The organism is Stenotrophomonas sp. G4 (genome assembly GCF_003428825.1).
Lineage (GTDB): Bacteria > Pseudomonadota > Gammaproteobacteria > Xanthomonadales > Xanthomonadaceae > Stenotrophomonas > Stenotrophomonas indicatrix.
Genome location: NZ_CP031741.1, coordinates 2,323,569 through 2,348,049, shown reverse-complemented (window position 1 = coordinate 2,348,049; position 24,481 = coordinate 2,323,569). Strand labels below are relative to the sequence as shown.

Sequence of the window (24,481 nt, the reverse complement as noted above, 5' to 3'; positions counted from 1 at the left end):
GTTCCGTCCCCGCATCAGTTGTCGCGCACGCGGGCCGCTGCCGCGTTGGCGCGTTTCAGGCGCTCGTTCCGGGCCTGGCGGTCATAGGCATCCCTTGCCTGCATTGCTTCGCCTGCGGCACTGATCCATCCGCTGGTGCTGCATCCCGAGGCAAGGGTGGAGGCTGCGAGGGTGGCGGCGACAAGCAGTGATTTCATGGATGTTCCCGGGGGTGCGGACGACAAGCGTCGAATACAAGAATGGTGAATCAGGCTGACGACCTTATCCACCCCGCACTTAATAGGCCTCGACCGGCCCTTTTTGTATATGCATGACAGAAGGCGGTGGGGGAGGGGCAGCGGCTTCATGCGCTCGCCACGCACCGAAGACAGCAACGTGACCGCCTCCGCTCTACGTTCTGCAGGCCCCCTCCGTTCGGCCTGACATGCTCGATACCGTTTCCACCCCTCCACTCGCCGACCGGGCGCGCCACGCGCTGCTGATGCAACCTGCGCTGCCACAGCCCGGCGGCGGCAACACGTTGCAGCGATGGCGCGCGCTGGCCCGGCTGGGCGCTGAGGATCTGTGCCTGGCCAAGGTTCTCGAAGCCCACTACGATGCCGCCGCCATCCTGCACGACCTGGGTGCACCGGCACCGGCCGACGGCACGCTATGGGCGGTGTGGGCGGCCGAGGGCCCTGCCTGCACCGTGCGCGCCGATGCGTTCAACCGCCTGCATGGCGACAAGCCGTGGTGTTCGGGCAGCATGTTCGTCGATGCCGCCCTGGTGACGGTTCGCTCGCCCGATGCAGCGCAGCTGTACAGCGTTGCCGCTGCGGACTGGCAGTCGCTGGACGACGATCCGTGGCCAGCAGCAGGCATGGCCGGAATCCGCTCCACCACCGTCCGTTTCAATACTGCGCTGGCGCAGGCGGTGGGGGGGCGCGATGCCTATCTGCAGCGGCCCGGCTTCTGGCATGGTGGTGCAGGCATCGCGGCCGTCTGGTTCGGGGCTGCAACCGCATTGGCCGAACGCATGCAACCTGCCTGCGCCGAGGGCCTGCGTGCGCGGCTGCTGGGCAAGGTGGACCTGGCATTGGCGCCGGCGGCGGCGCTGCTGCGCGAGTTGGCAGTGAAGATCGACCAGGCACCTGATCTGCCACATCGCGAGGACGTCGTCCGTGTCCGCAGCGTCGTGGAACGTGCCGCCAGCGAGGTGCTTGACCTTGCAGGCCGTGCATTGGGCCCGGCGCCCATGTGCATGGAGGCCACGCACGCGCAGCGATGGGCGGATCTGACCGTCTTCCTGCGGCAGAGCCATGCAGACAAGGACTGGGCCTGGCTGGGCGCACAACGGGCGCTCCAGGAGGGACCGTGGAGCCTGTAGCCACTATCCACGGCACCGGGTCGGACGAGCACGCATGGCAGCAGTGCGACTGGCTGTGGAAGCAGCCCAGCATCGGCCTGGCGGACCTGTGCGGGGATGCGGCCCGGATTGTCGTGGTGTCGCCCCATCCCGACGACGAGATCCTCGGGTGTGGGGGGCTGCTGTGTGGTGCCGTCGAGCGTGGTGTGGCCGTGCAGGTCGTTGCCGTGACCGATGGCGAGGCCTGTTATCCGGACGAGCGCTGGTGGACGCCCCAACGTCTTCGCAACGCGCGCCGCGAAGAGCTGCGCGCGGCGTTGGCCGAGCTGGCGATCGGCGCCGATGCGATCTGCCATCTCGGCATCGACGATGGCGCCGTAAGCGCACACGAACAGGAACTGGAAGGCTGGTTGCAGCGCACTCTGCGCGACGACGATCTGGTGCTTGCGCCGTGGCGGTTCGATGGCCACCCCGATCACGAGGCCGCTGGCCGGGCCGCATGTCGTGCGGCTCACGCGGCAGGCTGCGCGCGCCTGGAATATCCCGTATGGGGCTGGCATTGGCTGGAGCCTGCGCATGCTCACATGGCGTGGGAGGCGCCGAAAGTGCTGGACATCTCCAACGCCATTGATCGCAAGGCACGGGCCATCGCCCGCTTCCGCACCCAGATCGGGAGCGTCCCCCGCCTGCGCGCGGAGCCGATCCTGCCAGCCCACATCCTTGCCCGATTCTCCCGGAAAAACGAGGTATTCCTGGCATGAGTGCGCAACCCTATTTCGACCAGCTGCATGCCGCTGAAGATCCCTTCGGCTACCGCAGCCGGTGGTACGAAGAACGCAAACGCGCGTTGCTGCTTGCCAGCCTGCCGCGTGCCAGGTTCAACCGCGGCTGGGAGCTGGGCTGCTCCAACGGGGTGCTGACCGAGGCGCTGGCGCCTCGCTGTGAACGCCTGCTCGCCACCGACATCAGCCCCCGTGCCACGTTCCAGGCGCGCCGCAACCTGGCCCACCTGCCGCATGTCCAGGTGCACTGCGCCAGCCATCCGCAACAATGGCCCGCTGGGCGCTTCGACCTGATCGTCTGCGGTGAAATGGGCTATTACCTTGCACCGGAGGCACTGCCCGCGCTGCGCAGCGGCATCCACGCGGCGCTGAAGGATGAGGGCCTGCTTGTTGCGTGCCACTGGCTGCCTGCCTTCCCCGGACGCTCCAGCGCCACGGCACTGGTTCACCAGCACCTTGGGCAGGGGCTGCAGGAAGCGTTCTGCTATCGCGATGCTGATTTCGTATTGCAGGGCTGGATGCGCCGGCCGCTGTCGCTGGCCCGGGAAGAGGCGCTGCGATGATCGGCGTGCTGGTGCCCGCGCATGACGAGGCCGCCACGATCGGCCGCTGCCTGCGCTCACTGCAGAAGGCGGCCCGGCACCCTGGCCTGAACGGATGCGAGGTACGCATCGTAGTGGCACTGGATGCCTGCAGTGATTCGACGGCGGCCATCTGCAGGGAGCTGCAGGTGGAAACCATCGAGCTGCAGGCGCGTTGTGTCGGCGCTGCCCGCGCTGCTGCAGCTGCGCGGCTGCTGCAGCAGGGAGCGCGGTGGCTGGCAAGCACCGATGCCGACGGCACCGTGCCGCCGCAGTGGCTTGCGGCGCAGCTGGATGCCCGCAGTGATGCGTTCTGTGGCGTAGTGGACGTGGCCGCCAGCGGCCGCCGCAGCCGCCATCTGCGCAGGCTGTTCCGGCGCAGCGAGCGCTGGGGCGATGGCCATGGGCGGGTGCACGGCGCCAACCTGGGCGTTTCGGCGCAGGCCTACCGTGCTGTCGGCGGTTTCGCCGCGCTGGGCTGTGGCGAAGACGTGGACCTGGTACGTCGGCTGTCGGCGGCGGGCGCCAGCGTGCGCTGGGCCGGGGCCCCGGTCGTGACCACCAGCGCCCGCCTGCTGGGACGGGCGCGCGGCGGTTTCGCCGACTATCTTGCCGGGCTGACGCTGGAACAGCAGAGCGCCCCTGCCGTCTGTCAGCTGACCGGCACCGGCTGATCGCTGCCTGCGCGCGGCTCAGTCGCCGGTCTGCGCGTGCGGGGCCTGCACCGGTTTCGACTGCGGCGAGTCCTTCTGCCGCAGGAAGATGGTCAGTACCACCAGCGACAGCACGGCCAGGAATTCACTCTGCCAGTTCTGCATCGACTCGAACCAGAACGTGCTGCCCAGCACATGCTCAAGGAAGCCCGGTGCCGGCAGCCCCTGCAATTGCTGCTCAACGCACTGCGAGCGCCAGCTGCCGATGGCGTGCAGGATGAAGCTGAGCAGGAACATCAGCCCGAATGCGATGGCCAATGAGTGGCCGTACAGCGCCTTCCACACTCCGCCACGTCGCACCGGCCAGGGCGTAGGGCCGTCTTCCACGCGCGCCTGTTCCTGTGCCGGGTCAAACGGGCGCGACTCGGCAGAGCCCCGTTGACGCAGGGAGACGGTCAACAGCACGTACATGCCCATCTGCAGGAATTCGCTTTCCCAGTTCTCGAACGTGGCGCTCATGAAGTGACCGCTGTGCAGGTACTGCCACAGATCCAGCGGCGTCCTGCCATGCTGCTGCAGTTCCTCGTTGTGGACCTGCAGTCCCGCAGCCACCTGTCCCCCCAGGAACAGCAGCATGAGCGCCAGCAACACCAGTGACAGACCATTGCGTTTCCACATGCCCTTGCTCCGCTTGCCTACATGCCGCGTGAGAGCCTGCGCGGAAGACGTCGAAACGACTGTGAACGATCTGCCTGATGGATGTGAGGAGCCCGGCGCTTGACGTGGTGTTGCATTGATATGGACAGGACGCACACCGGACAGTCACCGCCTGCGAGCGCGGCGCGTGTGAGTCTGGACGCTCCGCAACGGCAGGAGACAGAAGATGCAGGCACTGACCTATCACGGCCGCAAGGACGTCCGCGTGGAAACCGTTCCCGACCCCGTGCTCGCCGCCGACGACGACCTCATTCTGCGGGTGACCGCCACGGCCATCTGTGGATCGGATCTGCATCTGTACCGAGGCAAGATCCCTGACCTGCACAGCGGAGACGTGCTCGGCCATGAGTTCATGGGCGTGGTGGAAGAGGTGGGCGCGGGTGTCACCCAGGTTCGCCCCGGCGACAGGGTGGTCATCCCGTTCGTGATCGCCTGTGGCGACTGCTTCCACTGCCGCCTGGCGGAGTACGCAGCCTGCGAGACCACCAACCCTGGAAAAGGCGCGGCCATGAACGCCAAGGGCATGCTGCCGCCGGCAGCGCTGTTCGGCTACAGCCACCTGTACGGCGGTGTGGCCGGTGGCCAGGCCGAGTTCGTGCGCGTGCCCAAGGCCAACGTCGGCCCGCTGCGCATCCCCGATGGCGTCGCCGACGAGCAGGTCCTGTTCCTGTCCGACATCCTGCCAACCGGTTACCAGGCGGCGCTCAATGCCGGGGTGAAGCCTGGCTCGACCGTTGCGATCTTCGGCGCAGGCCCGGTAGGCCTGATGAGCGCGGCGTGCTGCCGCCTGCTGGGCGCCCGGACGATCTTCATGGTCGATCATCTTGCCTATCGCCTGGACTTCGCTCAGCGCACCTACGGCGTGACACCGATCGATTTCAGCAAGGTGGATGATCCGGCCGACTACATCGTCGGTCAGACCAGCGGCCGCGGCGTGGACGCCTGCATCGAAGCGGTCGGCTTTGAAGCGGAAGGCAGCGCACTGGAAAGTGCGCTGACCGCTGTCAAACTGGAAGGCAGCAGCGGGGTCGCGATCCGTCAGTGCATCGCCGCCGCCCGCCGAGGTGGTGTGGTCAGCATTCCCGGCGTCTATGCGGGTTTCATCCACGGTTTCCTGCTGGGCGATGCTTTCGACAAGGGCCTGACCTTCAAGATGGGCCAGACCCACGTCCAGGGGCTGATGCCGGAGCTGCTGACCGCGATCGTCGAGGGCAGGCTGGACCCGGGCAACATCATCTCCCACCGGATGCGCCTGGCGGACGCGGCACAGGGCTATGCGATGTTCGATGCGAAGGATGATGAATGCAGGAAGATCGTGCTGACCCCATGATTGCGGCGGCGTGTTTCGTACCTGCCGCCAAGGGGGCGCGCCGGTCCGGACGGCGTGCCACCGGGGCTCCCGCCGTGCCTGCACGCAACGGCCATCCATTCTTGACGGCGCCTTGGCGCCGGACGTGGATACTTCCGCCGTCATTGGCCGAGGAGGACTGAAAATGGGTAGCACCGAGACCAGCAGGGCGCCGCGCATTCTGCGCGTGGAAGTGATGCCGCTGGACTGCGGGGAAACCGCGGTGGTGGTGGAACTGGCATCGCCCCCCGGCAGGGCCTGGGAGAAGGCACTGAAGCGCGTGATTTCTGAAACCGAGGGGCTTGAATCGGCGCAGTCGCGCTGTGACGGCCGCTTCGTCTACATCATCGGTATCGAGCCCGGTGGCCGTGGCATGCTCCATCGGGTGAACCAGGTCCTGGCCGCCACCCACGAACGCGTTGCACCGCGCGACGGGCATTCCATGCCGATGCCACAGCAACGGGCAGGCGCCATGGTCAACGCCAGCCTCTGAGCAGCGATGGCCGATACACGGCAACCGGCCGGCTGCAGGCCGGCCACGCCCGGCGGCACAGGCTTCACGCTGCAGCCAACGTGCGTTCACCATGTTGCTACGGGCCTGTCGCCACCGTAGCGCCATGGCACGTGAACTCCGTCATCCGCGACCGGGCCACCCGGTCGCCGTGGGCTGCGCAGGGTGGTCGCTGCCCACGGACATCGCCCACGCGTTCGCGGCGGGAGACAGTGCGCTGCAGCGCTATGCATCGCGCTTTCCGATCGTGGAGATCAATTCGTCGTTCTACAGGCCACATCAGCCCGCCACGTATGCGCGCTGGGCGGCCAGCGTGCCCCACGGTTTCCGTTTCTCGGTGAAGATGCCGCGGGCCATTTCCCATGACGCGCGCCTGCGCGGTGCTGCGCCGTTGCTCGACACGTTCCTGCACGCGGCGGCGCATCTGGGTGATCGGCTGGGCGCCCTCTTGCTGCAGCTGCCGCCGAGCCTGGCCTACGATGGCCGCACGGCCTCGGCCTTCTTCCGGGCGCTGCGCCGGCGCAGCGCCGTGCGGGTCGCCTGCGAACCACGCCACCCGAGTTGGTTCGACGACAAGGCCGACGCGCTGCTGGATGACCACGGCATTGCCCGGGTCGCGGCCGATCCCGCCCGGGTTGCAGGGGCTGATCAGCCGGGCGGAGCCAGACACTGGAGCTACTGGCGGTGGCACGGGCAGCCGCGCATGTACTACAGCGCCTACCAGCAACCGCAGCTCTGCAGTCTGGTGGCGGCCGCAGTAGAGGCCGCCCAGGCGGGGGAGGCGTGGATCATCCTTGACAACACGGCGCACGGCCACGCTGTGCCCAATGCACTGCAACTGCAGTCGATGCTGGAGCACGCCAATGCCTGAAGGTCCTTCCATCGTGCTGCTGCGCGAGGCCGCCGCCAGGTTCAAGGGAAAGACCGTCCGTGGCGTCAGTGGCAACAGCACGCTCGACCTGGCCTGCCTGGAGGGACGCCGGGTGCGGGCCGTGCGCAGCTGGGGCAAGCATTTCCTGCTGGAGTTCAGCCACGTCAGTCTGCGCATCCACCTGATGATGTTCGGCAGCTGGCGCATCGACGAACGCAAGGAGACGCCAGCGCGGGTATCGCTGCGCTTTGACAACGGCGAACTGAACTTCTACACCTGCTCGGTGAAGCTGATCGATCAGCCGTTGGACGAGGTCTACGACTGGCGCGCCGACGTGATGAGCGATCTGTGGGACCCCCGGCTTGCCCGCCGTCGCCTGAAGTCGATGCCCGATGTCCTGGTCTGCGATGCCCTGCTGGACCAGACGCTGTTCTCCGGCGTGGGCAACATCATCAAGAACGAGGTGCTGTTCCGCATCCGGGTCCATCCGGCCAACCCTGTTGGTGATCTGCCGCCGCGGAAGCTTGCCGAACTGGTCAAGCAGGCCCGCGAATACAGTTTCGACTTCCTGAGGTGGAAGCGCGGGTTCGAGCTGAAGAAGCACTGGCAGGTGCACACCCGGCGGACTTGTCCCTGTTGTGGTGGTCCGGTCAGCAAGGTCTACATGGGCACCACGCATCGGCGCACCTTCTTCTGCCCGGTATGCCAGGTCGATTATCGCGCTGGGACGCCGCGGCCGCCGGCGAAGAAGCGCACGCTGGCGAGAGGCCCGGTTCAGCGCGGTGGTGCCAGGCCCGTGCGTTGACATGAGGGCGTGGATGACAGCGAAGCGATGATCTGGCGGTTGCTGAGTACTTCGACGGCGCCCGATCGCTGTAGGGTCTGCAGGGCCGGCTGGCGGCGTTCCGGCAGGGCGGCGACCGCTTCCCGGGCGACCACCGTCGCGTACTCGCGCGAGTTGGCATCGATGGCAGTGGCCAGCACGCACGCGTCCAGTGCCATGCCGGCCAGCACCAACCGCCGGGTGCCGAGCTTGGCCAGCAGCACCGGCAGTGGCGTGGCGAGGAAGGCGGAGTGCTTCGGCTTGAGGATGAAGTAGTGTTCCTTGCTGGGGGCAAGGTACTCGACGATCCGCGCCGAGGCGCCGCCCTTCTGCCGGCAGGCTTCGACCAGCTGCGGGAAGTCGCGCTGCCAGTTGCCGAAATTGTCATTGGCGTAGATCACCGGGCAGCGGTGCGCGTCGAATGCAGCACGCAGGCGGGCGGTGCGCTGGGCTGCACGTACGGCGTACGGAGCCAGTTGCCGCCCCTGTGGAAAGTCGAACAGGCTGAAAAGATCGATGATGAGCAGGGCGGTGGGCTGTTCCATGGCGGGCTCCGAGGTGTCAGGCCTCCACTGCCTGTTCGTCTTCGGCACCACGCACCAGCGCGCCGGAGCCGCCTGACGGGCGCGGGCTGCCCGACCCCCTCGGCGGGAGCGCAGGCCCGATCACTGGCCAGCTCCGTCGTCCCCCTCACCCTTGTCCTGCCGAGCGGGCGTCACGCGCTTGCCAAGCCGTTGCGCCTGCTCATCCGGCGTGGCGGCGGCGACGAAGGGAGAGATCGGATCGCTGGCCGGGAACGTCTCCGTCAACGCCTGATCATGATTGGCACTGTTGTGCGCCTTGGCCTGTCCAGCGCTGGCAGCAGGCACCGCAGCCGTGTCGTCATCCGGATGGGGCAGGTCTTTCTGATCGCGCTGCATGACGTTTCCTCACTGATTGGAGCGCATCGTGCGGGGGGCACGACAACGGTAAACATGAACGCGTGAGTACCCGCATCAAGCCGGCGTGGACGCAGCGTCAACAATCAAGGTGTCCTTCCATATGAGCTCGAAGCCGTTGCACGGCTGCGGCGCCACGCCAGCAGCTGTCCGATCAGCGCGGTTGCCAGCAACAGCAGGTTGGTGACCACGAACACGGTGGCGCCCAGCAGCGCGCTGTAGATAGTGAACAGCGTAGACGCGGTCATCTGCCCGATGAAAAGCCACTTCGAGACGGTTTCCGGGTGAGGTGATTGCCATTGCTTGACCATCTGCCGGATCAGCGTGGCCATCAGTACGGCCGTGGCGGTCCAACCAAGAAGATCAGGGTGCATACGTCATCCTCGTGCAGAAGCGCGCCGCCCCCCTGAAGGAGCGACGCGTACGCTGATCTGCGGTGCACCTGCGATCACGCGGCCTGGGCGGCCTTGGCGTTGCCGCCGCTCGTGGCCAGCAGGGTCAGCTTCTCGTCCGTGGCCTTTTCTTCTTCCAGCGTTTCCAGCAGCAACGGCACAGCATCCTTGTATCCGAGCTGCTTGGCCAGCGCGGCGATGGTGCCGTAGGAAGCGATTTCGTAATGCTCGACCTTCTGCGCGCCGCCAATCAGTGCTGCATCGCGCACCGGGCCCTTTTCAATGCTCTCGATGACTTCCTTGCCTTCTTCCACCAGGCCCTCCATCGCCGCGCACTTGATCCGCTTCAGGCGGATGCCCAGTACCTCCACGACCTGGTCGATGCGCTCGATCTGGCCCTGGGTCTCCTCCAGGTGGGTCTCGAACGCGGCGGCAAGTGCGGGGTTCTCTGCGGCCCGGGCGAGCCGCGGCAGGGCCTTGGTCAGCTGCTTCTCGGCACTGTAGATGTCGGACAGTTCGTGGATGAAAAGGTCTTCAGCGGTCTTGATGGCCATGGTGCGCTCCAGCGGGGAAGGAGCGACGAGGCTATCCCGGCCGGTGTTGGGGTGCGGGGTAGATGCAGTGAACGGCGGATGCGCATCGAGCGCGCAGATGCATGCATTCCCCTCACGCCGGGCACTGGGCGCGCGTCGGAACCAAGCTCAGCGTGGGTCGGCCGCTGCTGCAGAGTGGCCGGTTGCCGCCAGATGTTCGCCGTCCACCAGGCGCGCATTGCTGACGGCCTGGTGCGACCCGCACCTTCCGCAGGTCAGCAGCGTGCCCCCCGTCATCCGCTTGAGCTCCGCGTCGGCGCGGGACACGTGGTGGCACTGGTTGCAGCGGAAGGCGATAGCGGTGACCTGATCGATGCAGCCTCGTGCATCGGTCGCGTAGTCCACTGAAAAGACGTAGAAGAGTCCGGTGTCAGGCATGAAGTCGATCTCGCGGGCGGACCTGTTTCATGCCATGGGGCAGCAGTGCATGGCGTGAACCCTCTTCGGGTTCATTTTCACATTTCAATGAATTGTTCTGTTTCAGGCTGCGCCTGCTGCGCTGCCTCAACCGGCCTTCTGCTAGGGTTGGGAGCCCATTGCAGGGAGGTCGAGCGTGCCCATCAGAGCCGTTGTGTATACCAGCGAGGCGGCAGCGGATATTGCTGCCAGCCGGCTCGGCCAGACCGGGGGCAGGCTGTGCGGAATCGTGGATGACGCAGCACGTTTCAACCGTGATGCCGGCGTCACCGGCGTACTGCTGTTCGATGGCGCGCGCTTTGTGCAATACATGGAGGGCCCGGAAGATGGCCTGCAGGTGGCATATTCCCGGGTGCTGGGTGCCAGCAGCCACAGCGGCCTGATCGAACTGCAGCGCGGCAGGGTGGGGCAGAGACGGCTACCTTTCTGGCCGATGCGTTGGCTGCCGGTGGAACCGACGGAGCTGAGGCGGGTGGCCGGCGCGGACTGGACCGGTTTCGTCCAGCGCGAAGGCACCGGCGCGTCCACCAGTGCCACGGGCATGGAGCTGCTGCGCGCCCTGGTTGAACCCTATACCGCAGCGTTGTGAGTACACTCCGCATCGGCACGCAATGGATGGTGGAGGGCACGGCACCCGACGAGGTGGCAGCCGTATTGCCGGAGGCCACGGAAAGCGGCAGGCTTCGATTGCAGCCTTCCGCCAGCATCGGTCCCTCCACCTCACCCCGTACGGAGTCGCCATGACACAAGCCACTTTCCACAGCGGACACCACCGCCGGCTGGACGTTCTTGCCGGAGCGTGGGAGACCACTCTCATCGCGCTGCAACCCGACGGCAGCACGGGCGGGGTGTCGTTCGCATCGGACGTCTACACGTGGATGCCCAATGGTCACTTCCTGGTGCATGAGGTCGACGCGATGATGGACGGGCAGCGTGTGCGCTCCACGGAAATCATCGGCGTCGATGTTGAATCCGGTGGTTTCTTCAGCCGCAGCTACGACGCTGATGGTGGCACCAGCGATTTCACTTCACGACTTGATGGCGGCAGGTACACCATCCAGGGCCAGTCCCAGCGGTTCGACGGCGTGATCAGCAGCGACCGGCAGTTGCTGACCGGGGAATGGGAGCATCGGGTCGGCGATGACTGGATCCCGTTCGTCCGCATCGTGCTTGAACGGGCCAAGTAGATTCGCTTGTTCCGCAGGCGCCCCCGGATCGGGGGCTTCGCGGCTGGCCGCCCCTAGCGCTTGGGCGGCGGGGGCGCGCCTTCTTTCCCACGTTCGGCCTCCGGCCCCGAGGCCTGGTCTTCGGAAGCGGCGGTGCCGCTGCCGCCGCCGGGCACGTTGCGCGCCGGCGCGCTGGCCGCTGGTGGGGTTTGCCGAACCGCATGGGCATGTTGTGCCTTATCGGTCGGTTCGCCTTGCTTGCAGGCCGACAATGCCAGCGTCGCCACGGCACACAGCAGCAGTACCCGCATGGACACTCTCCGGAGTAGGAAACCCCTTGTTTCTAGCGTTGAGCGCGTTGTGCGGGCGTGACGGGGGCGGTAGCGCACCGGCTGAAATCTGCCTCTGCTGGTGCCGGGAAGAAGGGCGCTTCGCCGCGCTGCGGCGCTTCCTGCTCACTCCGCGACGACGTTCAGGTGCGTTAAAGTTGGCCGCGTAGGTGCCCCCCGCGTCGCGGTCAGGGGCAGCCGAAGAAGTGACGCATCAGGAGTCCACATCATGAGTTTTCCCGAGGGATTGGAAGGGAGTGGGCAAGGCCTGACGCGCAGAACCTTCCTGCTGGCCGTTGGCTCCGCTTCGCTGCTGGTTGCCTGCAACGGCAAGGCGCCAGCAACCCATGCCGGTGCCACGCCAGCGAAACGGGCGGACGGGCGCTTTCTGCAGCTCTCCCAGGCACTGACCGGGAAGTCCGACCTTGATCCGGCAACCGCCGCGCGCATCGAAGCCGCCTTCGCCAAGCTGCATCCCGACATGCACGCCCAGTTCCCCGCACTCGCGGCCAAGGCGCAACAGGTGCAGGGCGCTGAAGCACTGCTGGCGGCTGTTGGCGATGCACGGCCGACAGCGCTGGCCATCATCACTGCCTGGTACACCGGCAGCATAGGCAAGGGGCCGCAGGCCATCACCGTTTCCTATCGCGATGCGCTGATGCAGCGCCCGGTGGACGATGGCCTGTTTCCGCCCACCTACGCACAAGGCGGTCCCGCATGGTGGACGGCCGAACCGCCGGCGGCGGTACGCGCGCACGGCTGAGCCTGCGCTTCCAGCTCTTTTCCCGTAATTGTTATGGATTCCCCTCATGAAAGCTCCGGTTTTCCGTGATGGCGACGCCGATGCCGATGTTGTGATCGTCGGTTCGGGCGTCGTCGGCGCATTGATCGCCCACCAATTGGTTCGTGCCGGAAAATCGGTTCTTGTGCTGGAGGCGGGCCCCCGCCTGCATCGTTCCGACGTGGTCGAGAACTGGCGCAACGCCAGCTTCGAACGGCGCATCGGCAGTGATTTCCAGGGGCCGTATCCGCAGTCACCGCTTGCCACCGCGCCGCTGTACTTCCCGGCCAATGACTACGTGGGCCTGACCGGCCCCGACGCCAGCAGCTTCCATCAGGGCTTCATCAAGGCCGTCGGTGGCACCACCTGGCACTGGGCCGCCTCCTGCTGGCGCCACCTGCCGGTGGACTTCAGGATGCAGAGCACCTACGGGGTGGGGCGCGACTGGCCGATCAGCTACGACGACATCGAGCCTTATTACTGCCGCGCCGAGGAGGCGATGGGCGTCTCCGGGCCGAATGATCCGGACAAGCAGAGCCCCTCCGAGCGATCCAGGCCCTACCTCGCCGACATGATTCCCTGGGGCAACGGTGACAAGGTGTTCGCCGAGGTGGTCAATCCGCACGGCTACAACCTGGTACCCATTCCGCAGGGTCGCATGGTCACGCCCTGGAACGACCGGCCCGCCTGCTGCGGCAACAACAACTGCCAGCCGATCTGCCCGATCGGCGCGATGTACAACGGCATCCATACCATCGAAGCGGCCGAGAAACTGGGTGCGCAGGTGCTGGCCGAAGCAGTGGCCTACAAGATCGATACCGACGCGCAGAACCGGGTCACGGCCATCCACTGGTATGACAACAACAAGGTCAGCCACAAGGCCACCGGCCGCAGTTTCGTGATTGCGTGCAACGCACTGGAGACGCCGCGTCTGCTGCTGCTTGCCGCCAATGAGCAGAACCCGAACGGCATCGCCAACAGTTCCGACCAGGTGGGGCGCAACATGCTCGACCATTCCGGTTTCCACTGCTCGTTCATTGCCGACAGGCCGATCTGGCTGGGCCGTGGACCGGCGCAGTCCAGCTGCATGGTTGGCCCGCGAGACGGCGCTTTCCGCTCGCAGTACTCGGCCACCAAGATCATCCTCAACAACATCAGCCGGGTGGCGATCGCCACCGACCAGGCGCTGAAGAAAGGCCTGGTCGGCGACGCGCTGGATGCGGAGATCCGCCGCCGTGCGGTCTTCGGCGTGGATCTTTCGATCAGCCTGGAACCTTTGCCGGATCCCAGCAACCGGTTGACGCTGTCGAAAACGCGGGTGGATGGCCACGGCCTGGCCTGCCCGGATATCCACTACTCGCTGGGCGACTACGCCCGCAAGGGCTATGACGAGTCCTGCAAGCAGTTGCGTCACATCGGCTCGCTGTTCAACGCCGAGGAATTCGTCATCACCACGGCGCTCAACGCCAACAACCACATCATGGGCTCGACCATCATGGGCGCTGACCCGCGCGATTCGGTGGTCGATGGCGATTGCCGCGCACACGATCATCCCAACCTGTGGCTCCCGGGCGGCGGCCCCATGGTGTCGGCCAGCGTGGTCAACAGCACCTTGACCATGGCCGCGCTTGCGCTGAAGGCGGCAGATGCCATCGAGCGTGCCGCATGAAGACCTTCGCCTCGGCTCTGCTGATGCTGCTGGCCGCAGCCAGTCAATCCGCGCGCGCCGACGAGGTTGCCGAACGTGGGCGCTACCTCTCGGTCGCTGCGGACTGCGTGGCATGCCACACCAGCCCCAGGCAGGGCAAACCCTACGCAGGCGGCTACGCGATTGCCTCGCCGCTGGGTGAGATATGGGCAAGCAACATCACGCCCTCCAGAAGCCATGGCATCGGCCTCTACAGCGAAAGTGATTTCGCCAGGGCGGTACGTGAAGGCGTGCGCAAGGATGGCGCCCATCTTTATCCGGCGATGCCCTATACCTCCTATGCCAAGCTGACCGACGAGGACATCCACGCGCTGTATACCTACTTCATGAAGGAGGTGGCGCCGGTCGATGAGGAAGCTCACGCGACCGAGCTGCCGTTCCCCTTCAGCATCCGCCAGTCCATGGCGGTGTGGAACCTGCTGTTCCTGGACAAGGAAACGTTCACCCCCGATGCGGGCAGGAGCGCGCAGTGGAATCGCGGCGCCTATCTGGTGGAGGGCCTGGCGCATTGCTCCAGCTGCCACAGCCCGCGCGGGCTGATGATGCAGGAAGTGGGCGGCAAGGCCTTTGCCGGCGGATCGCTGGGTGACTGGTACGCCCCCAACATCACCTCCCACCCCACCAGCGGCATCGGTGGTTGGAGCGATGCCGAGCTGGCCCAGTACCTGAAGACCGGCCGCGTCGCCGGCAAGGCGCAGGCCGGTGGCGGCATGGCCGAAGCGGTGAGCAACAGCCTGTCCAAGCTGCAGGACGAGGACATCGCCGCCATCGTCGACTACCTGCGCACGGTGCCGGCCGTGGCCGATCCTGAGGCCACCCGGCCAGCCTTCGCGTGGGGCGACGCCGCCACGGCGCCGGGTGAGCAGCCGGTACGCGGAACGAGTGCTGCACTGGCCTCGGGCGGGGTGCTGTATTCGGGCCTGTGCGCAAGCTGCCACGGATCGCGCGGCGAGGGCAGCAGGGACGGGTACTATCCCTCCCTGGTGCACAACACCACCGTTGGCATGACCCGCCCGCAGAACCTGATCGCCACCATCATCGGCGGCGTTGACCGCGATGTGCACGGCGAACACGCGTTGATGCCGCACTTCTCGAAAGGCTCGTTCGTACAGGACCTGAGTGACGCCGATATCGCAGCGGTTGCGACCTACGTGCGCACGCAGTTCGGGCCGGGCGACCAGGTCACCGAGGCGCAGGTTGCGCTGACCCGTGCCGGCGGCGAGAAGCCACTTCTGGCGAAGATTGCACGCTTGTGGCTGCCGATGCTCATCCTTGCCGTGCTGGCGTTGGTAGGCATCGTGCTGCTGGTGCGACGCGCCTGGAAGACCCGAAAGGCGCGGAGGGCGGCCGCATGAATTTCGTATCCTTGACCGGCATCGGGCTGCTTGCCTTCATCGTCAACGGGTCGGTGTCGGCTGCCGAATCCAGTGCCACCGCCAAGCCCAAATCGGTCGACAGCGTCGCGCAGACGCCGCTGAGCGCAGATTGGGCGGCGCGCCTCTGGCTGCAGGACCGCGGTGTCACGCCGAGTGCGCGCATCGTGATCGGCAGCGGTGTCAACAGCGATGGATACAAGGGCAGCGGCTGGTCCACCGCCGAGCACATGGACCTGGGCGCGACGATCGACACCGGCAAGGCATTCGGCTTCGACGGCACCCTGCGCGTGGTGCTCTCCGATCGCTTCGGCAACGCCATCAACGAACGATCCACCGGTTCCTACATCCAGAACCAGGCCTTCTATGGCCAGGGCCAGAACCTGCGTTTCAACGAACTCTCCTACGAACGGCTGCTGCTGGACAAGCGGCTGAGCCTGAAGGGTGGCTTCTACTCGATGGGCAACGACTTCGGTGGCTTGCCCTACACCTGCAATTTCAACAACAACGGCCAGTGCGGGCATCCGCTGGGCCCGATCTACAGCTCCGGGTGGCTGGACAACCCGACGGGCCAATGGGGCCTGCGGGTAAAGTGGAACGATCCCTCGGGCTGGTACGCACAAACCGGCATCTATGACGTCAACCCGACGCGCAAGCAGGCCAACAGTGGCTTCCGTGTTTCGACGAAGGGAAAGACCGGCCTGTTCCTGCCGGTCGAGCTGGGCTACAGCCATGGCAAGTCCGGCGAGGACTATGGCGGTACCTACAAGGTCGGCTACTACCTGGATACCTCCAACGCCGATGACATCGGTGACCCGACGGCACCTCGCGCTTCGCATCGCAGCGGTTCGTACGTGCAGGCCGCGCAGCGGGTGTGGAAGCCCGAGGGTGACACGGTGCGCGGCATTTCGGTGTTCGGCGTGGCCACCCGGGCGGATGCAAAGACCGGGTTGATGCGCTACTCGTGGGAGGCGGGCGTGAGCTGGCGCGGCGTGATCGCATCGCGCGAGGATGATGTGCTCAGCCTGGCCTGGAACCGGCTGGACATCTCCGACCGGCTCGCCCGCCATCAGCAGCTGACCGGAAAGGATGTGCAGAGCAACGAGCAGTTCGTCGAGCTGAACTACGGCGTGCAGGTCGCCCCGTGGCTGGTGCTGCGGCCGGCGGTGCAGTACGTGGCACGGCCCGGCGCCTATGCCAGCCGACCCGACAGCTGGGTGTTCACCCTGCAGGCGCAGGCGACGCTGTAGGCGCATCAGGGCCCGCAGCATGGGGTGCCGAACGTGCGCCCCATGCTGCAACGCAAGGTGTAAGCCACCATTCGCACTGGTACGGTCCTGCCCGTTGCACCACCAACGACGGGGAGAGACGACGATGCGCAAGGTATTGCTGCTGTTGATCCTGCTGACCGGACTGTCGCCCACCGCCTGGGCCGCCACGGTCAAGACCACCCACCGCACCCTTGCCAGCTGGGACGGCACGCCCCTCGGGGTCTTTGTCATCGAACCCCAGGACGCAGGTGGCGGTAAGTACCCGCTGCTGGTGATGCCCAGCAGCTGGGCCGTACCGAGCGTGGAGTACGTAGGGGTGGCACAGGCGCTGGCCAAGCGCGGCTACGTGGTCATCAGCTACAGCTCGCGCGGCTTCTGGGAGTCCGGCGGGGCCATCGATATTGCCGGGCCGGCCACGGTCGAGGATGTCAGCGCATTGATCGACTGGGCGCTGGACAACACCCAGGCCGACCCGGCGCGGATCGGCGTCTCGGGCATCTCCTACGGCGCCGGCACCAGCCTGCTGGCGGCGGCACGCGATCCCCGCATCAAGGCGGTGGCTGCCCTCAGCGGATGGGCCGACCTGCAGGCGTCGCTGTACGCCAACGACACCCCCAGCGCACAGGGAATCGCGCTGCTGGTGGCCGCCGGCCTGGTCACCGGCCGACCCGGGGCAGAGCTGGCCACGATCAACCGCAACGTGGTGGTCGGCAACTACCAGGGTGCAGTGGAATCGCTGCTGCCCGTGGCCGCGATCCGCAGCCCTGCTGCGAGCATCAGCGAGATCAACGCCAACCAGCCGGCCGTGTTCCTGGCCAACGCCTTCAACGACAGCCTGTTCCCGCCGGGTCAGCTGGTGGACTTCTTCAACCAGCTGAAAGGCCCCAAGCAGCTGCAACTGCGCCACGGCGACCATGCCCTCAACGAGGCCTTGGGCGCACTGGGCATTCCCAACGAGGTCTACGACTCGGCGGGCGACTGGTTCGACCACTACCTCAAGGGCGTGGCCAACGGCATCGACCGCGAGCCGGCGGTGCAGCTGAAGTCGCAGAAGGGCAGCTGGAGCAGCTACCCGAACTGGCAGGCCACCAACAGTGGTGCGGTCAGCTACGCGTTGACCGCACCCGGCGGCCTGCTTCTGCCCACCGGGGGGCTGGTTGAAAACGGGCGCAGCAACGGCTGGAACTACCGCATCGGCAGTGGCCTGGCTACCGCCGCCAATTCCGGCGTGGCGATGGTGTCCGGCTCGCTGCAGATGATCAACCTTCCGCCGGGTGCGTACGTGCCTTTCATCGGGCGCAACGCCGCCGGCGTCTGGCAGGGGCCGGTGTACTGGAACGCACGCCGCCTGGACGGCGCGCCGGAAGTGCGCGTGACCGTTACCCCCAGCCGCGCCAACACCACGCTGTATGCCTATCTGTACGCGGAAGATGTGCTGGGCAATGGCCAGCTGATCAGCCACAAGCCCTACACCCTGCGTGGCGTTGCGCCCGGCCAGGCGACCACCCTCGATCTGCGTCTGGAAGCGAGCAGCTGGAACATTCCGGCGGGCAGCCGGCTGACGCTGGTGGTCGATACGGTGGACCTGCGCTATGCAGGCATCAGCCAGTTGGGCGGGGCGGTGACCTTCAGTTCGCCCGCGTCCGCACCATCTGTGCTGAAGGTGCCGTTGCATTGAATCGATCCCGTGCCCGCCGTTGCGGGCACGGGCACTCCCTGTGCGCACGGTCGCCCCCACGTGCACGTGCTGGAGTCAACGCTTGCCGGCCGTCCTGTATCGGGACGCCCCTGTCCGCTCAGCGTACTCCTCAGGGCTGCACGTGCTGTGTCTGCACCATCTGCACCACCACCTTGCCCTTGGCGCGGCCGCCGTCCATGTAGGCCAATGCTCTGCCGGTTTCCTCGAAGGGAAAGACCGTGTCGACCACCGGGTGCAGGGCGCCTGATTCGACCAGTGCCGTGACCTGTTCCAGCTGTTGCCCATCAGCACGCATGAACACGAAGCTGTACCGGATGTTCCTGCGCGCGGCCTTGCGGCGGATGCGAAGACTCAACAGGCGCAGCACCTGCCGAAGCGGCCAGGCCAATCCTCTTGCCGCACCGAATGCCGGCGTGGGTGGCCCGGAAATGGAAATCAGGTGACCGCCGGGCTTGAGGATGCCGAGGGATCGATCGAGTTCGGCGCTGCCGAGGCTGTTGAGGACCACGTCGTAGTCACGCAGCACGGCAGCGAAGTCCTGCTGCCGGTAATCGATGACGACGTCCGCACCCAGTGCCTTCACCCAGGCAACGTTGGCCGTGCTGGTGGTGGTGGCGACGAAGGCGCCAAGGTGCTTGGCAAGCTGGATCGCAATCGTGCCGACGCCACCGGAGCCGGCCTGGATGAAGACCCGTTGTCCCTTCTTCAATGCTGCGGTTTCGACCAGCACCTGCCAGGCGGTTAGTGCCACCAGTGGCAGGGCGGCAGCCTCGACCATGCCAAGGTTCTTCGGTATTGGTGCGACCGAGGAGGCCTTGACCGCGATGTACTCCGCAAATCCGCCGATGCGATCATCGTCCGGGCGGGCATACACCTGGTCGCCCGGCTTGAACCGGCCTGCGCGATCGCCGACCCGCACCACCGTCCCGGCCACATCGTTGCCCAGGATCAACGGAAAGCGATAGGGCAGGATCTGTTTGAACTCGCCGTGCCTGATCTTGCTGTCCAGTGCATTCACGCCTGCGGCATGAACCCGGATCAGGACATCGTCGTCGCCCACATGCGGCTCGGGCACGTCGGCGATGCGGCCGACGTCCTTGCTGCTGTAGCGGTCAATGATGAAGGCTTTCATGGCGGACGGTTCCTGCAGTGATGGGGCCGGGTGGATGCAACGGAGGCCGGCCTCAGGCGCCGGTGCGGTAGCGCTCTGCGGCGTGCGCCTGGCGGATGTCGCCGAGCAGGGCCTGGCGTGCGCCATCCAGCGTGTCCCAGCGTTCGGCCACGTGCAGCGGCGGAATGGTCACCGTTTCGCGACGATCGAAGCCGACCAGCGCTGCATCGACCAGTTCGCCAACGTCCATCACTTCAGCAAGCGTGGTGATGTCGATACCGGCGCGTTCCCAGATCTCGGTGCGCGTGGCAGCGGGCAGCACCGCCTGCACATGGACGCCCTTCGGGGCCAGTTCCTGGCTCAGGCCCTGCGACAGGAACAGCACGTATGCCTTGCTCGCGCCGTACACGGACATGCCGAACTCCGGTGCAAGTCCAACCACCGATCCGATGTTGACGATCGCGCCGTTGCCGGCACCGACCAGCCGCGGCGCAATGGCGGCGGCCAGGCGCGTGAGCGCGGTGGTGTTCAGGGTGACCAGGCGTTCGATGGCGTCGGCCGACTGTGCGAGGAAGTCGCCGGACTGGGCGATACCGGCATTGTTGATGAGGATGCCGATGCGCGCATCGTCGCGCAGCCGTGCCTCGACCGTGGCCAGCGCGTCAGCCTGGGTGAGATCGGCCGGCAGTATGTCCACCGCCACGCCGGTCTCTTGGCGCAGTCGCGCGGCGAGTGCTTCCAGTCGGGCGCTGTCACGCGCGACCAGGACGAGGTCATGCCCGCGCCGCGCGAAGCGGTCGGCATAGGTGGCACCGATGCCGCTGGAAGCGCCGGTGATGAGGACGGAAGGGAGGACGGACATGATGGGCTTCTCTGGACGGGGGACGTGTCGGATGCGGGCGGCCGCGTTACTGCGCGTGCGCTTCAGCCAGGGTGGGGTAGTCGGTGTAGCCTTCGGCGCCACCGCCATACAGCGTGGCCGGGTTCAGTGCCGCCAGCGCTGCGCCGCGCTTGAGGCGCTCGACCAGATCGGGGTTGCTGATGAACGGGCGACCGAAGGCGACCAGATCGGCCCTGCCTTCGGATACTCGGGCGCTGGCCAGCTGCAGGTCGTAGCCGTTGTTGGCCAGGTAGGTGCCGTTGAAGCGACGGCGCAGCCCATCGAAGTCGAACGGTGCCACATCGCGCGGGCCACCCGTGGCGCCCTCGACCACATGCAGGTAGACAATGCCCAGCGCGCTGAGTTGATCGACGATGTAGTCGTACTGGGGCTGCGGATCGCTGACGGTGGAAATGGCATTGGCCGGCGACACCGGCGAAATGCGCACGCCGGTGCGGTCAGCGCCGATTTCGCCCGCCACCGCAGCGGTCACCTCAAGCAGGAGGCGGGCACGGTTCTCGACCGAGCCGCCATACGCGTCGGTGCGCTGGTTGGCCCCGTCCTTGATGAACTGTTCGAGCAGGTAGCCGTTGGCGCCGTGGATCTCCACGCCGTCAAAACCCGCTGCGATGGCGTTGGCAGCGGCCTGGCGGAAATCGTCGACGATGGCGGGCAGCTCGTCGATTTCCAGGGCGCGCGGCTCGGACACATCGACGAAACCATTGTTGACGAAGGTCTTGGTCTGCGCGCGGAGGGCCGAGGCGGAAACCGGCGCGGCGTTGCCGGGCTGCAGGTCGACGTGCGAGATGCGGCCGACGTGCCACAGCTGCACGAAGATGTGCCCGCCGCGTGCGTGCACCGCATCGGTGACGGTGCGCCAGCCGTCGATCTGGTCCTGCGTGTACAGCCCCGGGGTGTCCTGGTAGCCCTGCGCCTGCGCCGAGACCTGGGTGGCTTCGGTGATGATCAGGCCGGCTGATGCGCGCTGGGCGTAGTAGGTGCTGGCCAGCGGACTGGGTACCAGGCCTTCGCCGGCGCGGTTGCGTGTCAGCGGTGCCATCACGATGCGGTTGGCCAGCGTCAGCGGGCCGAGGGGATAGGGCTGGAAAAGCGTGGCGTCGGACATGGGAGGGTGGGCTCGTCTACGGAGGAGGGGTCTGGATCAATGATGATGACCATCATCATTGATGTCAATGGTTTGATGATGAATATAATCTATGTGTGTTAAAGTGCCCTCCACACGCGACAGGACTCCCAAGGGCGAAGGCTCATGAAGGTCACCAAGGCACAGGCGCAGGCCAACCGGGCACACATCGTCGAAACCGCCTCCACGCTGTTCCGCGAGCGCGGCTACGACGGCGTTGGCGTGGCCGACCTGATGGCCGCCGCTGGCTTCACCCATGGCGGCTTCTACAAGCATTTCGGCTCGAAGGCCGACCTGATGGCCGAAGCAGCCGCCTGCGGCCTGACCAGCTCGGCCGCAGCGGTGGCTGATCTGGATGTGCAGGCATTCGTGAGCGAGTACCTGTCCCGCGCGCACCGCGACGGGCCCGGCCAGGGTTGCACGCTGGCGGCGCTGTGCACCGACGCGGCGCGGCAGACGGACGCGGTCAAGGCTGCCTTTGCGGCCGGCATCGAGGCCAGGCTGGCAACACGGGCCACGCAGGAGGGGCAGGCGCAGCGCGATCCGGACGATGCGGCGCGTGCGCGCAGGATTGCGCTGATGGCTCAAGCGGTCGGCGCGCTGGTGCTGTCGAGGTCCTGCCCGGACGAATCGCCGCTGGCGGACGAAATCCTGGATGCATGCCGGGCGGATCTGCTGGCCCGGTTGCCAGCTGCGTCCAGCCGCTGAGCTGCGCCTTCCAGCGCCAGGACGTGCTGGAAGACGCTGCGCTGGAAGGCAATGGTCGGTGCTAGCCGGACGTCCGCAGCAGCGCCGCAACCGCCTTTGCCGTCGCCTTGGCCGACTGCGGATTCTGGCCGGTGACCAGCCTGCCATCGACAACCACCTTCGGCACGAACGGCAGTAGTCCCTTCTCGTACAGGGCTCCTCGCCGGGACATTTCCGCCTGCGCGTTGTACGGCATCTGCCTGGAAACACCCGCCAGGATTTCCTCGGTCCAGGAGAATCCTGTTACCCGCCGGCCCTGCACCAGCAGCTGCCCATTGCTCAGCCGGGTATTGAGCAGGCCGCAATAGCCGTGGCAGACCGCCGAGACGATTCCGCCCTGCTCATGGATGTCCCGGGTGATTTTCTGGATGCCCTCGCTGTCCGGGAAATCCCACATCACCGCATGCCCACCGGTGAAGTAGATCGCGTCGTACGCGGCAGCGTCGACGTTGTCGGGGGCGAGCGTGTTGTCCAGCAGTGCCATGCGCGCCGGATCCTGCAGCCATGCCTTCGCCGAATGGTCCAGCGCCGGCCATTTCAGCGAGCGCGGCTCAAGCGGTGAGTGCCCGCCACGTGGGCTGACCAGGTGCTGTTCATGGCCTTGCCCGGCGAACAGGTCGTAGGCATGCGTCAGTTCCGACAACCAGAGCCCGGTCCTGTGGCTGGGGTCATCGTAATGCGCGACATTGGTGACAACATGGAGGATGCGACGGTTCATCGGATACGCCTCTGGCTCATTTTCGGGTTTCCCATTCGTGCTTGATCTGCCGCAGTCCTGCGTCGTAGCTGGTTACGGGAAAGTCGGGAAAGCGCTGCTTGAACTTTCCGGATTCGAAGCGATTGTCATGCTCATAGCGCGGCAGCAGCTCCCGAATCTCGCGCGCACCTTTCGAGAACAGGCCGGCGATGTACAGCGCAGTCCTGCCGAGGGTGGCATGGGTGTCCGGCCTGCCGAACACAGTGCAGGCCAGGGTGGCGAACTGGGCATAGGTCAATCTCGGCTCACTGCAGGGCAGATGCCACGTCTGGTTCTGCGCGTCGGGCGTATTGCCCAGCAGTGCGAGCGCGCGACTGGCGTCGGGCGTCCAGATCAGCGTTCTGAGGGTATCGTCGCGCAGTGGCACGCGCGGCGACTTGCCAGCCTTCAGCCTGTCGATGATCAGGGCATTGGTGAAGCTCTGCGTGCTGCCCGGGCCATAGAATTCCGGTGCTCGGGCGATGGTGACGGCGATGCGCCCGGCTGCCATCTCATCCAGGACCATGCGCGCCATCTCTGCGCGCACGCGTGCCTTCCTGCCGGCCGGCGCGAACACGGTGTCCTCGGTCTGCGCAGCCGCCGTCTGCGGATACATGTAGGTATTGTCGAAGTACGCAAATGCAGCGCCGGTGGCGACGGCGGCATCCAGCGCGTTCTTCAGCATGGAAGGAAACTGCCGCTCCCAGAGCCCTGAATCCGGCGGCAGCCCTGCGGTGAAATAGACGATGTCGCTGCCTTCAACGGCTTTCAGCGTCTGCTCTGCATCCAGCAGGTCCGCCGGCACAAGCTGGTCGCCCGTGTTGACCGGCCGCGGCGTGCGGCTCACCAGGCGAAGGTCGTCGGTGTAGGTGCGCTTCAGCGCGCGCGCCAGTTCCTGGGCGATCTGGCCGTTTGCTCCCAGAATGGTCTGCATCTCTTTTCCTTGGGCGTCTGGGCCTCTGATCGCCCGGGGTGGAAGTTCAGCCCAGGGCGCCGGCGCCACAGTGCCGCGCGGGTGCTCGCCAGACCGCCGTCGGCAACCTCTCACGCTGACGGTCGCGGCAGTGTATGTTTAAAGTCAACTTGAAGGTCAAGGGGCGGTGTCAAGATGAAAATCGGGGATCTGGCCAAGGCCACGGGCCTGGCCCCATCGCGCATCCGGTTCTATGAGGCCGAAGGCCTGATCAGCGCGCCGCCCAGGGGGAGCAACGGCTACCGGATCTATTCCCCGGACGTATTGGGCGTGCTGCAGATCATCGACAACGCGCAACGCGTCGGCTTCTCACTTGATGAGATCCGGCATTTCCTGCCTGGGGGCACGCAGGCGTGCGATCACCAAGGCCTGGTCGAGTCGCTGGGCAGGCGCCTGGCCGAGATCCGGCGCTTGATCCTGCAACTGCAGGAGAACGAAGCGCGCCTGCTGGGCATCATCGAGGGTGTCACCCAACGCCCTGAGGGCATTTCCTGCACCGACAACCAGCTCAGGCTGATGGATCTGCTGGATCCTCCACGGCGCCAGCGGGACGGGCGCGCAGGGCGACCACGTAGAGGAATGAAGTGACCCT

The 24,481-nt window shown here is 66.3% G+C and carries 30 protein-coding genes; 17 read left to right on the top strand and 13 right to left on the bottom strand.

Annotated features, from left to right (window positions below):
* Positions 1-14: 14 nt before the first annotated feature.
* Positions 15-197 carry a hypothetical protein gene (locus tag D0Y85_RS10940; protein WP_117310475.1) on the bottom strand — a complete coding sequence of 61 codons (183 nt, stop codon included), beginning with the start codon at positions 195-197 and terminating at the stop codon, positions 15-17.
* Between the two features lie 227 nt (positions 198-424).
* Here D0Y85_RS10940 and D0Y85_RS10935 point away from each other — a divergent pair, with 227 nt between their 5' ends.
* Genes D0Y85_RS10935 through D0Y85_RS10920 form a run of 4 tightly spaced genes read left to right on the top strand, consistent with a single transcriptional unit; the run spans position 425 to position 3,382 of the window.
* On the top strand, positions 425-1,366 hold the full coding sequence (locus D0Y85_RS10935) for an acyl-CoA dehydrogenase (protein WP_117310474.1): 942 nt from the start codon (positions 425-427) through the stop codon (positions 1,364-1,366).
* Positions 1,354-2,106 (top strand): PIG-L family deacetylase, encoded by a 753-nt coding sequence (locus D0Y85_RS10930; RefSeq protein WP_240329198.1) that lies wholly within the window; start codon positions 1,354-1,356, stop codon positions 2,104-2,106. Before D0Y85_RS10935 ends, D0Y85_RS10930 begins: the two co-directional genes overlap by 13 nt.
* Positions 2,103-2,690: a class I SAM-dependent methyltransferase gene (locus tag D0Y85_RS10925; protein WP_032974693.1), complete on the top strand. Its 588-nt coding sequence runs from the start codon at positions 2,103-2,105 to the stop codon at positions 2,688-2,690. The genes D0Y85_RS10930 and D0Y85_RS10925 overlap by 4 nt, the downstream gene beginning before the upstream one ends.
* On the top strand, positions 2,687-3,382 hold the full coding sequence (locus D0Y85_RS10920) for a glycosyltransferase (protein ID WP_117310472.1): 696 nt from the start codon (positions 2,687-2,689) through the stop codon (positions 3,380-3,382). Before D0Y85_RS10925 ends, D0Y85_RS10920 begins: the two co-directional genes overlap by 4 nt.
* Before the next feature lie 18 nt (positions 3,383-3,400).
* Here D0Y85_RS10920 and D0Y85_RS10915 read toward each other — a convergent pair whose 3' ends face one another.
* A complete protein-coding gene (locus tag D0Y85_RS10915; protein WP_117310471.1) occupies positions 3,401-4,039 on the bottom strand; it encodes a DUF6766 family protein in 639 nt (212 codons plus the stop codon).
* A 205-nt stretch (positions 4,040-4,244) separates the two neighbouring features.
* On the opposite strand from D0Y85_RS10915, the gene D0Y85_RS10910 reads away from it, so the two are divergent.
* From D0Y85_RS10910 to D0Y85_RS10895, 4 genes are all read left to right on the top strand, one after another.
* The gene (locus tag D0Y85_RS10910; RefSeq protein WP_117310470.1) at positions 4,245-5,408 is read left to right on the top strand and encodes a zinc-dependent alcohol dehydrogenase; all 1,164 of its coding nucleotides are present in this window, start codon (positions 4,245-4,247) and stop codon (positions 5,406-5,408) included.
* 163 nt (positions 5,409-5,571) lie between these two features.
* The gene (locus D0Y85_RS10905; protein WP_117310469.1) at positions 5,572-5,919 is read left to right on the top strand and encodes a hypothetical protein; all 348 of its coding nucleotides are present in this window, start codon (positions 5,572-5,574) and stop codon (positions 5,917-5,919) included.
* A 124-nt stretch (positions 5,920-6,043) separates the two neighbouring features.
* Positions 6,044-6,808 (top strand): DUF72 domain-containing protein, encoded by a 765-nt coding sequence (locus tag D0Y85_RS10900; RefSeq protein WP_117310468.1) that lies wholly within the window; start codon positions 6,044-6,046, stop codon positions 6,806-6,808.
* The gene (locus D0Y85_RS10895) at positions 6,801-7,613 is read left to right on the top strand and encodes a DNA-formamidopyrimidine glycosylase family protein (RefSeq protein WP_117310467.1); all 813 of its coding nucleotides are present in this window, start codon (positions 6,801-6,803) and stop codon (positions 7,611-7,613) included. Before D0Y85_RS10900 ends, D0Y85_RS10895 begins: the two co-directional genes overlap by 8 nt.
* On the opposite strand, the gene D0Y85_RS10890 is transcribed toward D0Y85_RS10895, so the two are convergent.
* The 5 genes from D0Y85_RS10890 to D0Y85_RS10870 all read right to left on the bottom strand — a co-directional run bounded on the left by D0Y85_RS10890 (position 7,583) and on the right by D0Y85_RS10870 (position 9,932).
* Positions 7,583-8,176, bottom strand: coding sequence for an isochorismatase family cysteine hydrolase (locus tag D0Y85_RS10890; protein WP_117310466.1), 594 nt, complete (start codon positions 8,174-8,176; stop codon positions 7,583-7,585). The two genes, D0Y85_RS10895 and D0Y85_RS10890, sit on opposite strands and share 31 nt — an antisense overlap.
* A 120-nt stretch (positions 8,177-8,296) precedes the next feature.
* A complete protein-coding gene (locus D0Y85_RS10885; protein ID WP_093818383.1) occupies positions 8,297-8,551 on the bottom strand; it encodes a hypothetical protein in 255 nt (84 codons plus the stop codon).
* A 104-nt stretch (positions 8,552-8,655) separates the two neighbouring features.
* Positions 8,656-8,943: a hypothetical protein gene (locus tag D0Y85_RS10880; RefSeq protein WP_117310465.1), complete on the bottom strand. Its 288-nt coding sequence runs from the start codon at positions 8,941-8,943 to the stop codon at positions 8,656-8,658.
* A gap of 74 nt (positions 8,944-9,017) precedes the next feature.
* Positions 9,018-9,515, bottom strand: coding sequence for a DUF892 family protein (locus D0Y85_RS10875; RefSeq protein WP_117310464.1), 498 nt, complete (start codon positions 9,513-9,515; stop codon positions 9,018-9,020).
* A 147-nt stretch (positions 9,516-9,662) separates the two neighbouring features.
* The gene (locus tag D0Y85_RS10870) at positions 9,663-9,932 is read right to left on the bottom strand and encodes a hypothetical protein (RefSeq protein ID WP_025874499.1); all 270 of its coding nucleotides are present in this window, start codon (positions 9,930-9,932) and stop codon (positions 9,663-9,665) included.
* Between the two features lie 175 nt (positions 9,933-10,107).
* Here D0Y85_RS10870 and D0Y85_RS10865 point away from each other — a divergent pair, with 175 nt between their 5' ends.
* Together D0Y85_RS10865 and D0Y85_RS10860 are read left to right on the top strand one after the other, a co-directional pair.
* The gene (locus tag D0Y85_RS10865; RefSeq protein ID WP_117310463.1) at positions 10,108-10,560 is read left to right on the top strand and encodes a BLUF domain-containing protein; all 453 of its coding nucleotides are present in this window, start codon (positions 10,108-10,110) and stop codon (positions 10,558-10,560) included.
* Between the two features lie 151 nt (positions 10,561-10,711).
* On the top strand, positions 10,712-11,158 hold the full coding sequence (locus D0Y85_RS10860) for a DUF1579 family protein (RefSeq protein ID WP_162887653.1): 447 nt from the start codon (positions 10,712-10,714) through the stop codon (positions 11,156-11,158).
* A gap of 53 nt (positions 11,159-11,211) precedes the next feature.
* Here D0Y85_RS10860 and D0Y85_RS10855 read toward each other — a convergent pair whose 3' ends face one another.
* Positions 11,212-11,448: a hypothetical protein gene (locus D0Y85_RS10855; protein WP_117310461.1), complete on the bottom strand. Its 237-nt coding sequence runs from the start codon at positions 11,446-11,448 to the stop codon at positions 11,212-11,214.
* A gap of 247 nt (positions 11,449-11,695) precedes the next feature.
* On the opposite strand from D0Y85_RS10855, the gene D0Y85_RS10850 reads away from it, so the two are divergent.
* The 5 genes from D0Y85_RS10850 (at position 11,696) to D0Y85_RS10830 (ending at position 18,277) form a co-directional block, all read left to right on the top strand.
* The gene (locus D0Y85_RS10850; RefSeq protein WP_117310460.1) at positions 11,696-12,229 is read left to right on the top strand and encodes a sugar dehydrogenase complex small subunit; all 534 of its coding nucleotides are present in this window, start codon (positions 11,696-11,698) and stop codon (positions 12,227-12,229) included.
* Between the two features lie 46 nt (positions 12,230-12,275).
* Positions 12,276-13,916, top strand: a complete 1,641-nt coding sequence (locus D0Y85_RS10845; RefSeq protein ID WP_117310459.1) for a GMC family oxidoreductase — start codon at positions 12,276-12,278, stop codon at positions 13,914-13,916.
* Complete coding sequence (locus tag D0Y85_RS10840) at positions 13,913-15,310, top strand: cytochrome c (RefSeq protein WP_117310458.1); 1,398 nt, start codon at positions 13,913-13,915, stop codon at positions 15,308-15,310. Before D0Y85_RS10845 ends, D0Y85_RS10840 begins: the two co-directional genes overlap by 4 nt.
* Complete coding sequence (locus D0Y85_RS10835; protein ID WP_117310457.1) at positions 15,307-16,578, top strand: carbohydrate porin; 1,272 nt, start codon at positions 15,307-15,309, stop codon at positions 16,576-16,578. The genes D0Y85_RS10840 and D0Y85_RS10835 overlap by 4 nt, the downstream gene beginning before the upstream one ends.
* Before the next feature lie 124 nt (positions 16,579-16,702).
* Positions 16,703-18,277: a CocE/NonD family hydrolase gene (locus tag D0Y85_RS10830; protein WP_117310456.1), complete on the top strand. Its 1,575-nt coding sequence runs from the start codon at positions 16,703-16,705 to the stop codon at positions 18,275-18,277.
* A gap of 130 nt (positions 18,278-18,407) precedes the next feature.
* Here the strand turns inward: D0Y85_RS10830 and D0Y85_RS10825 are convergent, their stop codons facing one another.
* From D0Y85_RS10825 to D0Y85_RS10815, 3 genes are read right to left on the bottom strand one after another with little or no spacing between them, the layout of a single operon-like run.
* Positions 18,408-19,430 (bottom strand): NADP-dependent oxidoreductase, encoded by a 1,023-nt coding sequence (locus tag D0Y85_RS10825; protein ID WP_117310455.1) that lies wholly within the window; start codon positions 19,428-19,430, stop codon positions 18,408-18,410.
* Positions 19,431-19,482: 52 nt separating this feature from the next.
* Positions 19,483-20,271, bottom strand: a complete 789-nt coding sequence (locus D0Y85_RS10820) for an SDR family oxidoreductase (protein WP_025874510.1) — start codon at positions 20,269-20,271, stop codon at positions 19,483-19,485.
* Positions 20,272-20,317: 46 nt separating this feature from the next.
* Positions 20,318-21,415 (bottom strand): alkene reductase, encoded by a 1,098-nt coding sequence (locus D0Y85_RS10815; RefSeq protein ID WP_117310454.1) that lies wholly within the window; start codon positions 21,413-21,415, stop codon positions 20,318-20,320.
* A gap of 144 nt (positions 21,416-21,559) precedes the next feature.
* Between D0Y85_RS10815 and D0Y85_RS10810 the strand changes: the two genes are divergently transcribed.
* Positions 21,560-22,141 (top strand): TetR family transcriptional regulator, encoded by a 582-nt coding sequence (locus D0Y85_RS10810; RefSeq protein ID WP_025874512.1) that lies wholly within the window; start codon positions 21,560-21,562, stop codon positions 22,139-22,141.
* A gap of 61 nt (positions 22,142-22,202) precedes the next feature.
* Here D0Y85_RS10810 and D0Y85_RS10805 read toward each other — a convergent pair whose 3' ends face one another.
* Complete coding sequence (locus tag D0Y85_RS10805) at positions 22,203-22,898, bottom strand: type 1 glutamine amidotransferase domain-containing protein (RefSeq protein WP_117310453.1); 696 nt, start codon at positions 22,896-22,898, stop codon at positions 22,203-22,205.
* A gap of 16 nt (positions 22,899-22,914) precedes the next feature.
* The gene (locus D0Y85_RS10800; RefSeq protein ID WP_117310452.1) at positions 22,915-23,850 is read right to left on the bottom strand and encodes an NAD-dependent epimerase/dehydratase family protein; all 936 of its coding nucleotides are present in this window, start codon (positions 23,848-23,850) and stop codon (positions 22,915-22,917) included.
* 174 nt (positions 23,851-24,024) lie between these two features.
* Between D0Y85_RS10800 and D0Y85_RS10795 the strand changes: the two genes are divergently transcribed.
* Positions 24,025-24,477 carry a MerR family transcriptional regulator gene (locus D0Y85_RS10795; RefSeq protein WP_117310451.1) on the top strand — a complete coding sequence of 151 codons (453 nt, stop codon included), beginning with the start codon at positions 24,025-24,027 and terminating at the stop codon, positions 24,475-24,477.
* Positions 24,478-24,481 lie beyond the last annotated feature (4 nt).

What these genes read in the sequence shown, in the direction of transcription:
- D0Y85_RS10895 (WP_117310467.1), top strand. Translation starts at nt 6,801, where the DNA reads ATGCCTGAAGGTCCTTCCATCGTGCTGCTGCGCGAGGCCGCCGCCAGG.
- D0Y85_RS10920 (WP_117310472.1), top strand. Translation starts at nt 2,687, where the DNA reads ATGATCGGCGTGCTGGTGCCCGCGCATGACGAGGCCGCCACGATCGGC.
- D0Y85_RS10810 (WP_025874512.1), top strand. Translation starts at nt 21,560, where the DNA reads ATGAAGGTCACCAAGGCACAGGCGCAGGCCAACCGGGCACACATCGTC.
- D0Y85_RS10820 (WP_025874510.1), bottom strand. Translation starts at nt 20,271, where the DNA reads ATGTCCGTCCTCCCTTCCGTCCTCATCACCGGCGCTTCCAGCGGCATC.
- D0Y85_RS10935 (WP_117310474.1), top strand. Translation starts at nt 425, where the DNA reads ATGCTCGATACCGTTTCCACCCCTCCACTCGCCGACCGGGCGCGCCAC.
- D0Y85_RS10840 (WP_117310458.1), top strand. Translation starts at nt 13,913, where the DNA reads ATGAAGACCTTCGCCTCGGCTCTGCTGATGCTGCTGGCCGCAGCCAGT.
- D0Y85_RS10825 (WP_117310455.1), bottom strand. Translation starts at nt 19,430, where the DNA reads ATGAAAGCCTTCATCATTGACCGCTACAGCAGCAAGGACGTCGGCCGC.
- D0Y85_RS10795 (WP_117310451.1), top strand. Translation starts at nt 24,025, where the DNA reads ATGAAAATCGGGGATCTGGCCAAGGCCACGGGCCTGGCCCCATCGCGC.
- D0Y85_RS10890 (WP_117310466.1), bottom strand. Translation starts at nt 8,176, where the DNA reads ATGGAACAGCCCACCGCCCTGCTCATCATCGATCTTTTCAGCCTGTTC.
- D0Y85_RS10850 (WP_117310460.1), top strand. Translation starts at nt 11,696, where the DNA reads ATGAGTTTTCCCGAGGGATTGGAAGGGAGTGGGCAAGGCCTGACGCGC.
- D0Y85_RS10805 (WP_117310453.1), bottom strand. Translation starts at nt 22,898, where the DNA reads ATGAACCGTCGCATCCTCCATGTTGTCACCAATGTCGCGCATTACGAT.
- D0Y85_RS10875 (WP_117310464.1), bottom strand. Translation starts at nt 9,515, where the DNA reads ATGGCCATCAAGACCGCTGAAGACCTTTTCATCCACGAACTGTCCGAC.
- D0Y85_RS10915 (WP_117310471.1), bottom strand. Translation starts at nt 4,039, where the DNA reads ATGTGGAAACGCAATGGTCTGTCACTGGTGTTGCTGGCGCTCATGCTG.
- D0Y85_RS10845 (WP_117310459.1), top strand. Translation starts at nt 12,276, where the DNA reads ATGAAAGCTCCGGTTTTCCGTGATGGCGACGCCGATGCCGATGTTGTG.
- D0Y85_RS10905 (WP_117310469.1), top strand. Translation starts at nt 5,572, where the DNA reads ATGGGTAGCACCGAGACCAGCAGGGCGCCGCGCATTCTGCGCGTGGAA.
- D0Y85_RS10855 (WP_117310461.1), bottom strand. Translation starts at nt 11,448, where the DNA reads ATGCGGGTACTGCTGCTGTGTGCCGTGGCGACGCTGGCATTGTCGGCC.
- D0Y85_RS10925 (WP_032974693.1), top strand. Translation starts at nt 2,103, where the DNA reads ATGAGTGCGCAACCCTATTTCGACCAGCTGCATGCCGCTGAAGATCCC.
- D0Y85_RS10885 (WP_093818383.1), bottom strand. Translation starts at nt 8,551, where the DNA reads ATGCAGCGCGATCAGAAAGACCTGCCCCATCCGGATGACGACACGGCT.
- D0Y85_RS10815 (WP_117310454.1), bottom strand. Translation starts at nt 21,415, where the DNA reads ATGTCCGACGCCACGCTTTTCCAGCCCTATCCCCTCGGCCCGCTGACG.
- D0Y85_RS10800 (WP_117310452.1), bottom strand. Translation starts at nt 23,850, where the DNA reads ATGCAGACCATTCTGGGAGCAAACGGCCAGATCGCCCAGGAACTGGCG.
- D0Y85_RS10910 (WP_117310470.1), top strand. Translation starts at nt 4,245, where the DNA reads ATGCAGGCACTGACCTATCACGGCCGCAAGGACGTCCGCGTGGAAACC.
- D0Y85_RS10860 (WP_162887653.1), top strand. Translation starts at nt 10,712, where the DNA reads ATGACACAAGCCACTTTCCACAGCGGACACCACCGCCGGCTGGACGTT.
- D0Y85_RS10880 (WP_117310465.1), bottom strand. Translation starts at nt 8,943, where the DNA reads ATGCACCCTGATCTTCTTGGTTGGACCGCCACGGCCGTACTGATGGCC.
- D0Y85_RS10870 (WP_025874499.1), bottom strand. Translation starts at nt 9,932, where the DNA reads ATGCCTGACACCGGACTCTTCTACGTCTTTTCAGTGGACTACGCGACC.
- D0Y85_RS10830 (WP_117310456.1), top strand. Translation starts at nt 16,703, where the DNA reads ATGCGCAAGGTATTGCTGCTGTTGATCCTGCTGACCGGACTGTCGCCC.
- D0Y85_RS10900 (WP_117310468.1), top strand. Translation starts at nt 6,044, where the DNA reads ATGGCACGTGAACTCCGTCATCCGCGACCGGGCCACCCGGTCGCCGTG.
- D0Y85_RS10835 (WP_117310457.1), top strand. Translation starts at nt 15,307, where the DNA reads ATGAATTTCGTATCCTTGACCGGCATCGGGCTGCTTGCCTTCATCGTC.
- D0Y85_RS10940 (WP_117310475.1), bottom strand. Translation starts at nt 197, where the DNA reads ATGAAATCACTGCTTGTCGCCGCCACCCTCGCAGCCTCCACCCTTGCC.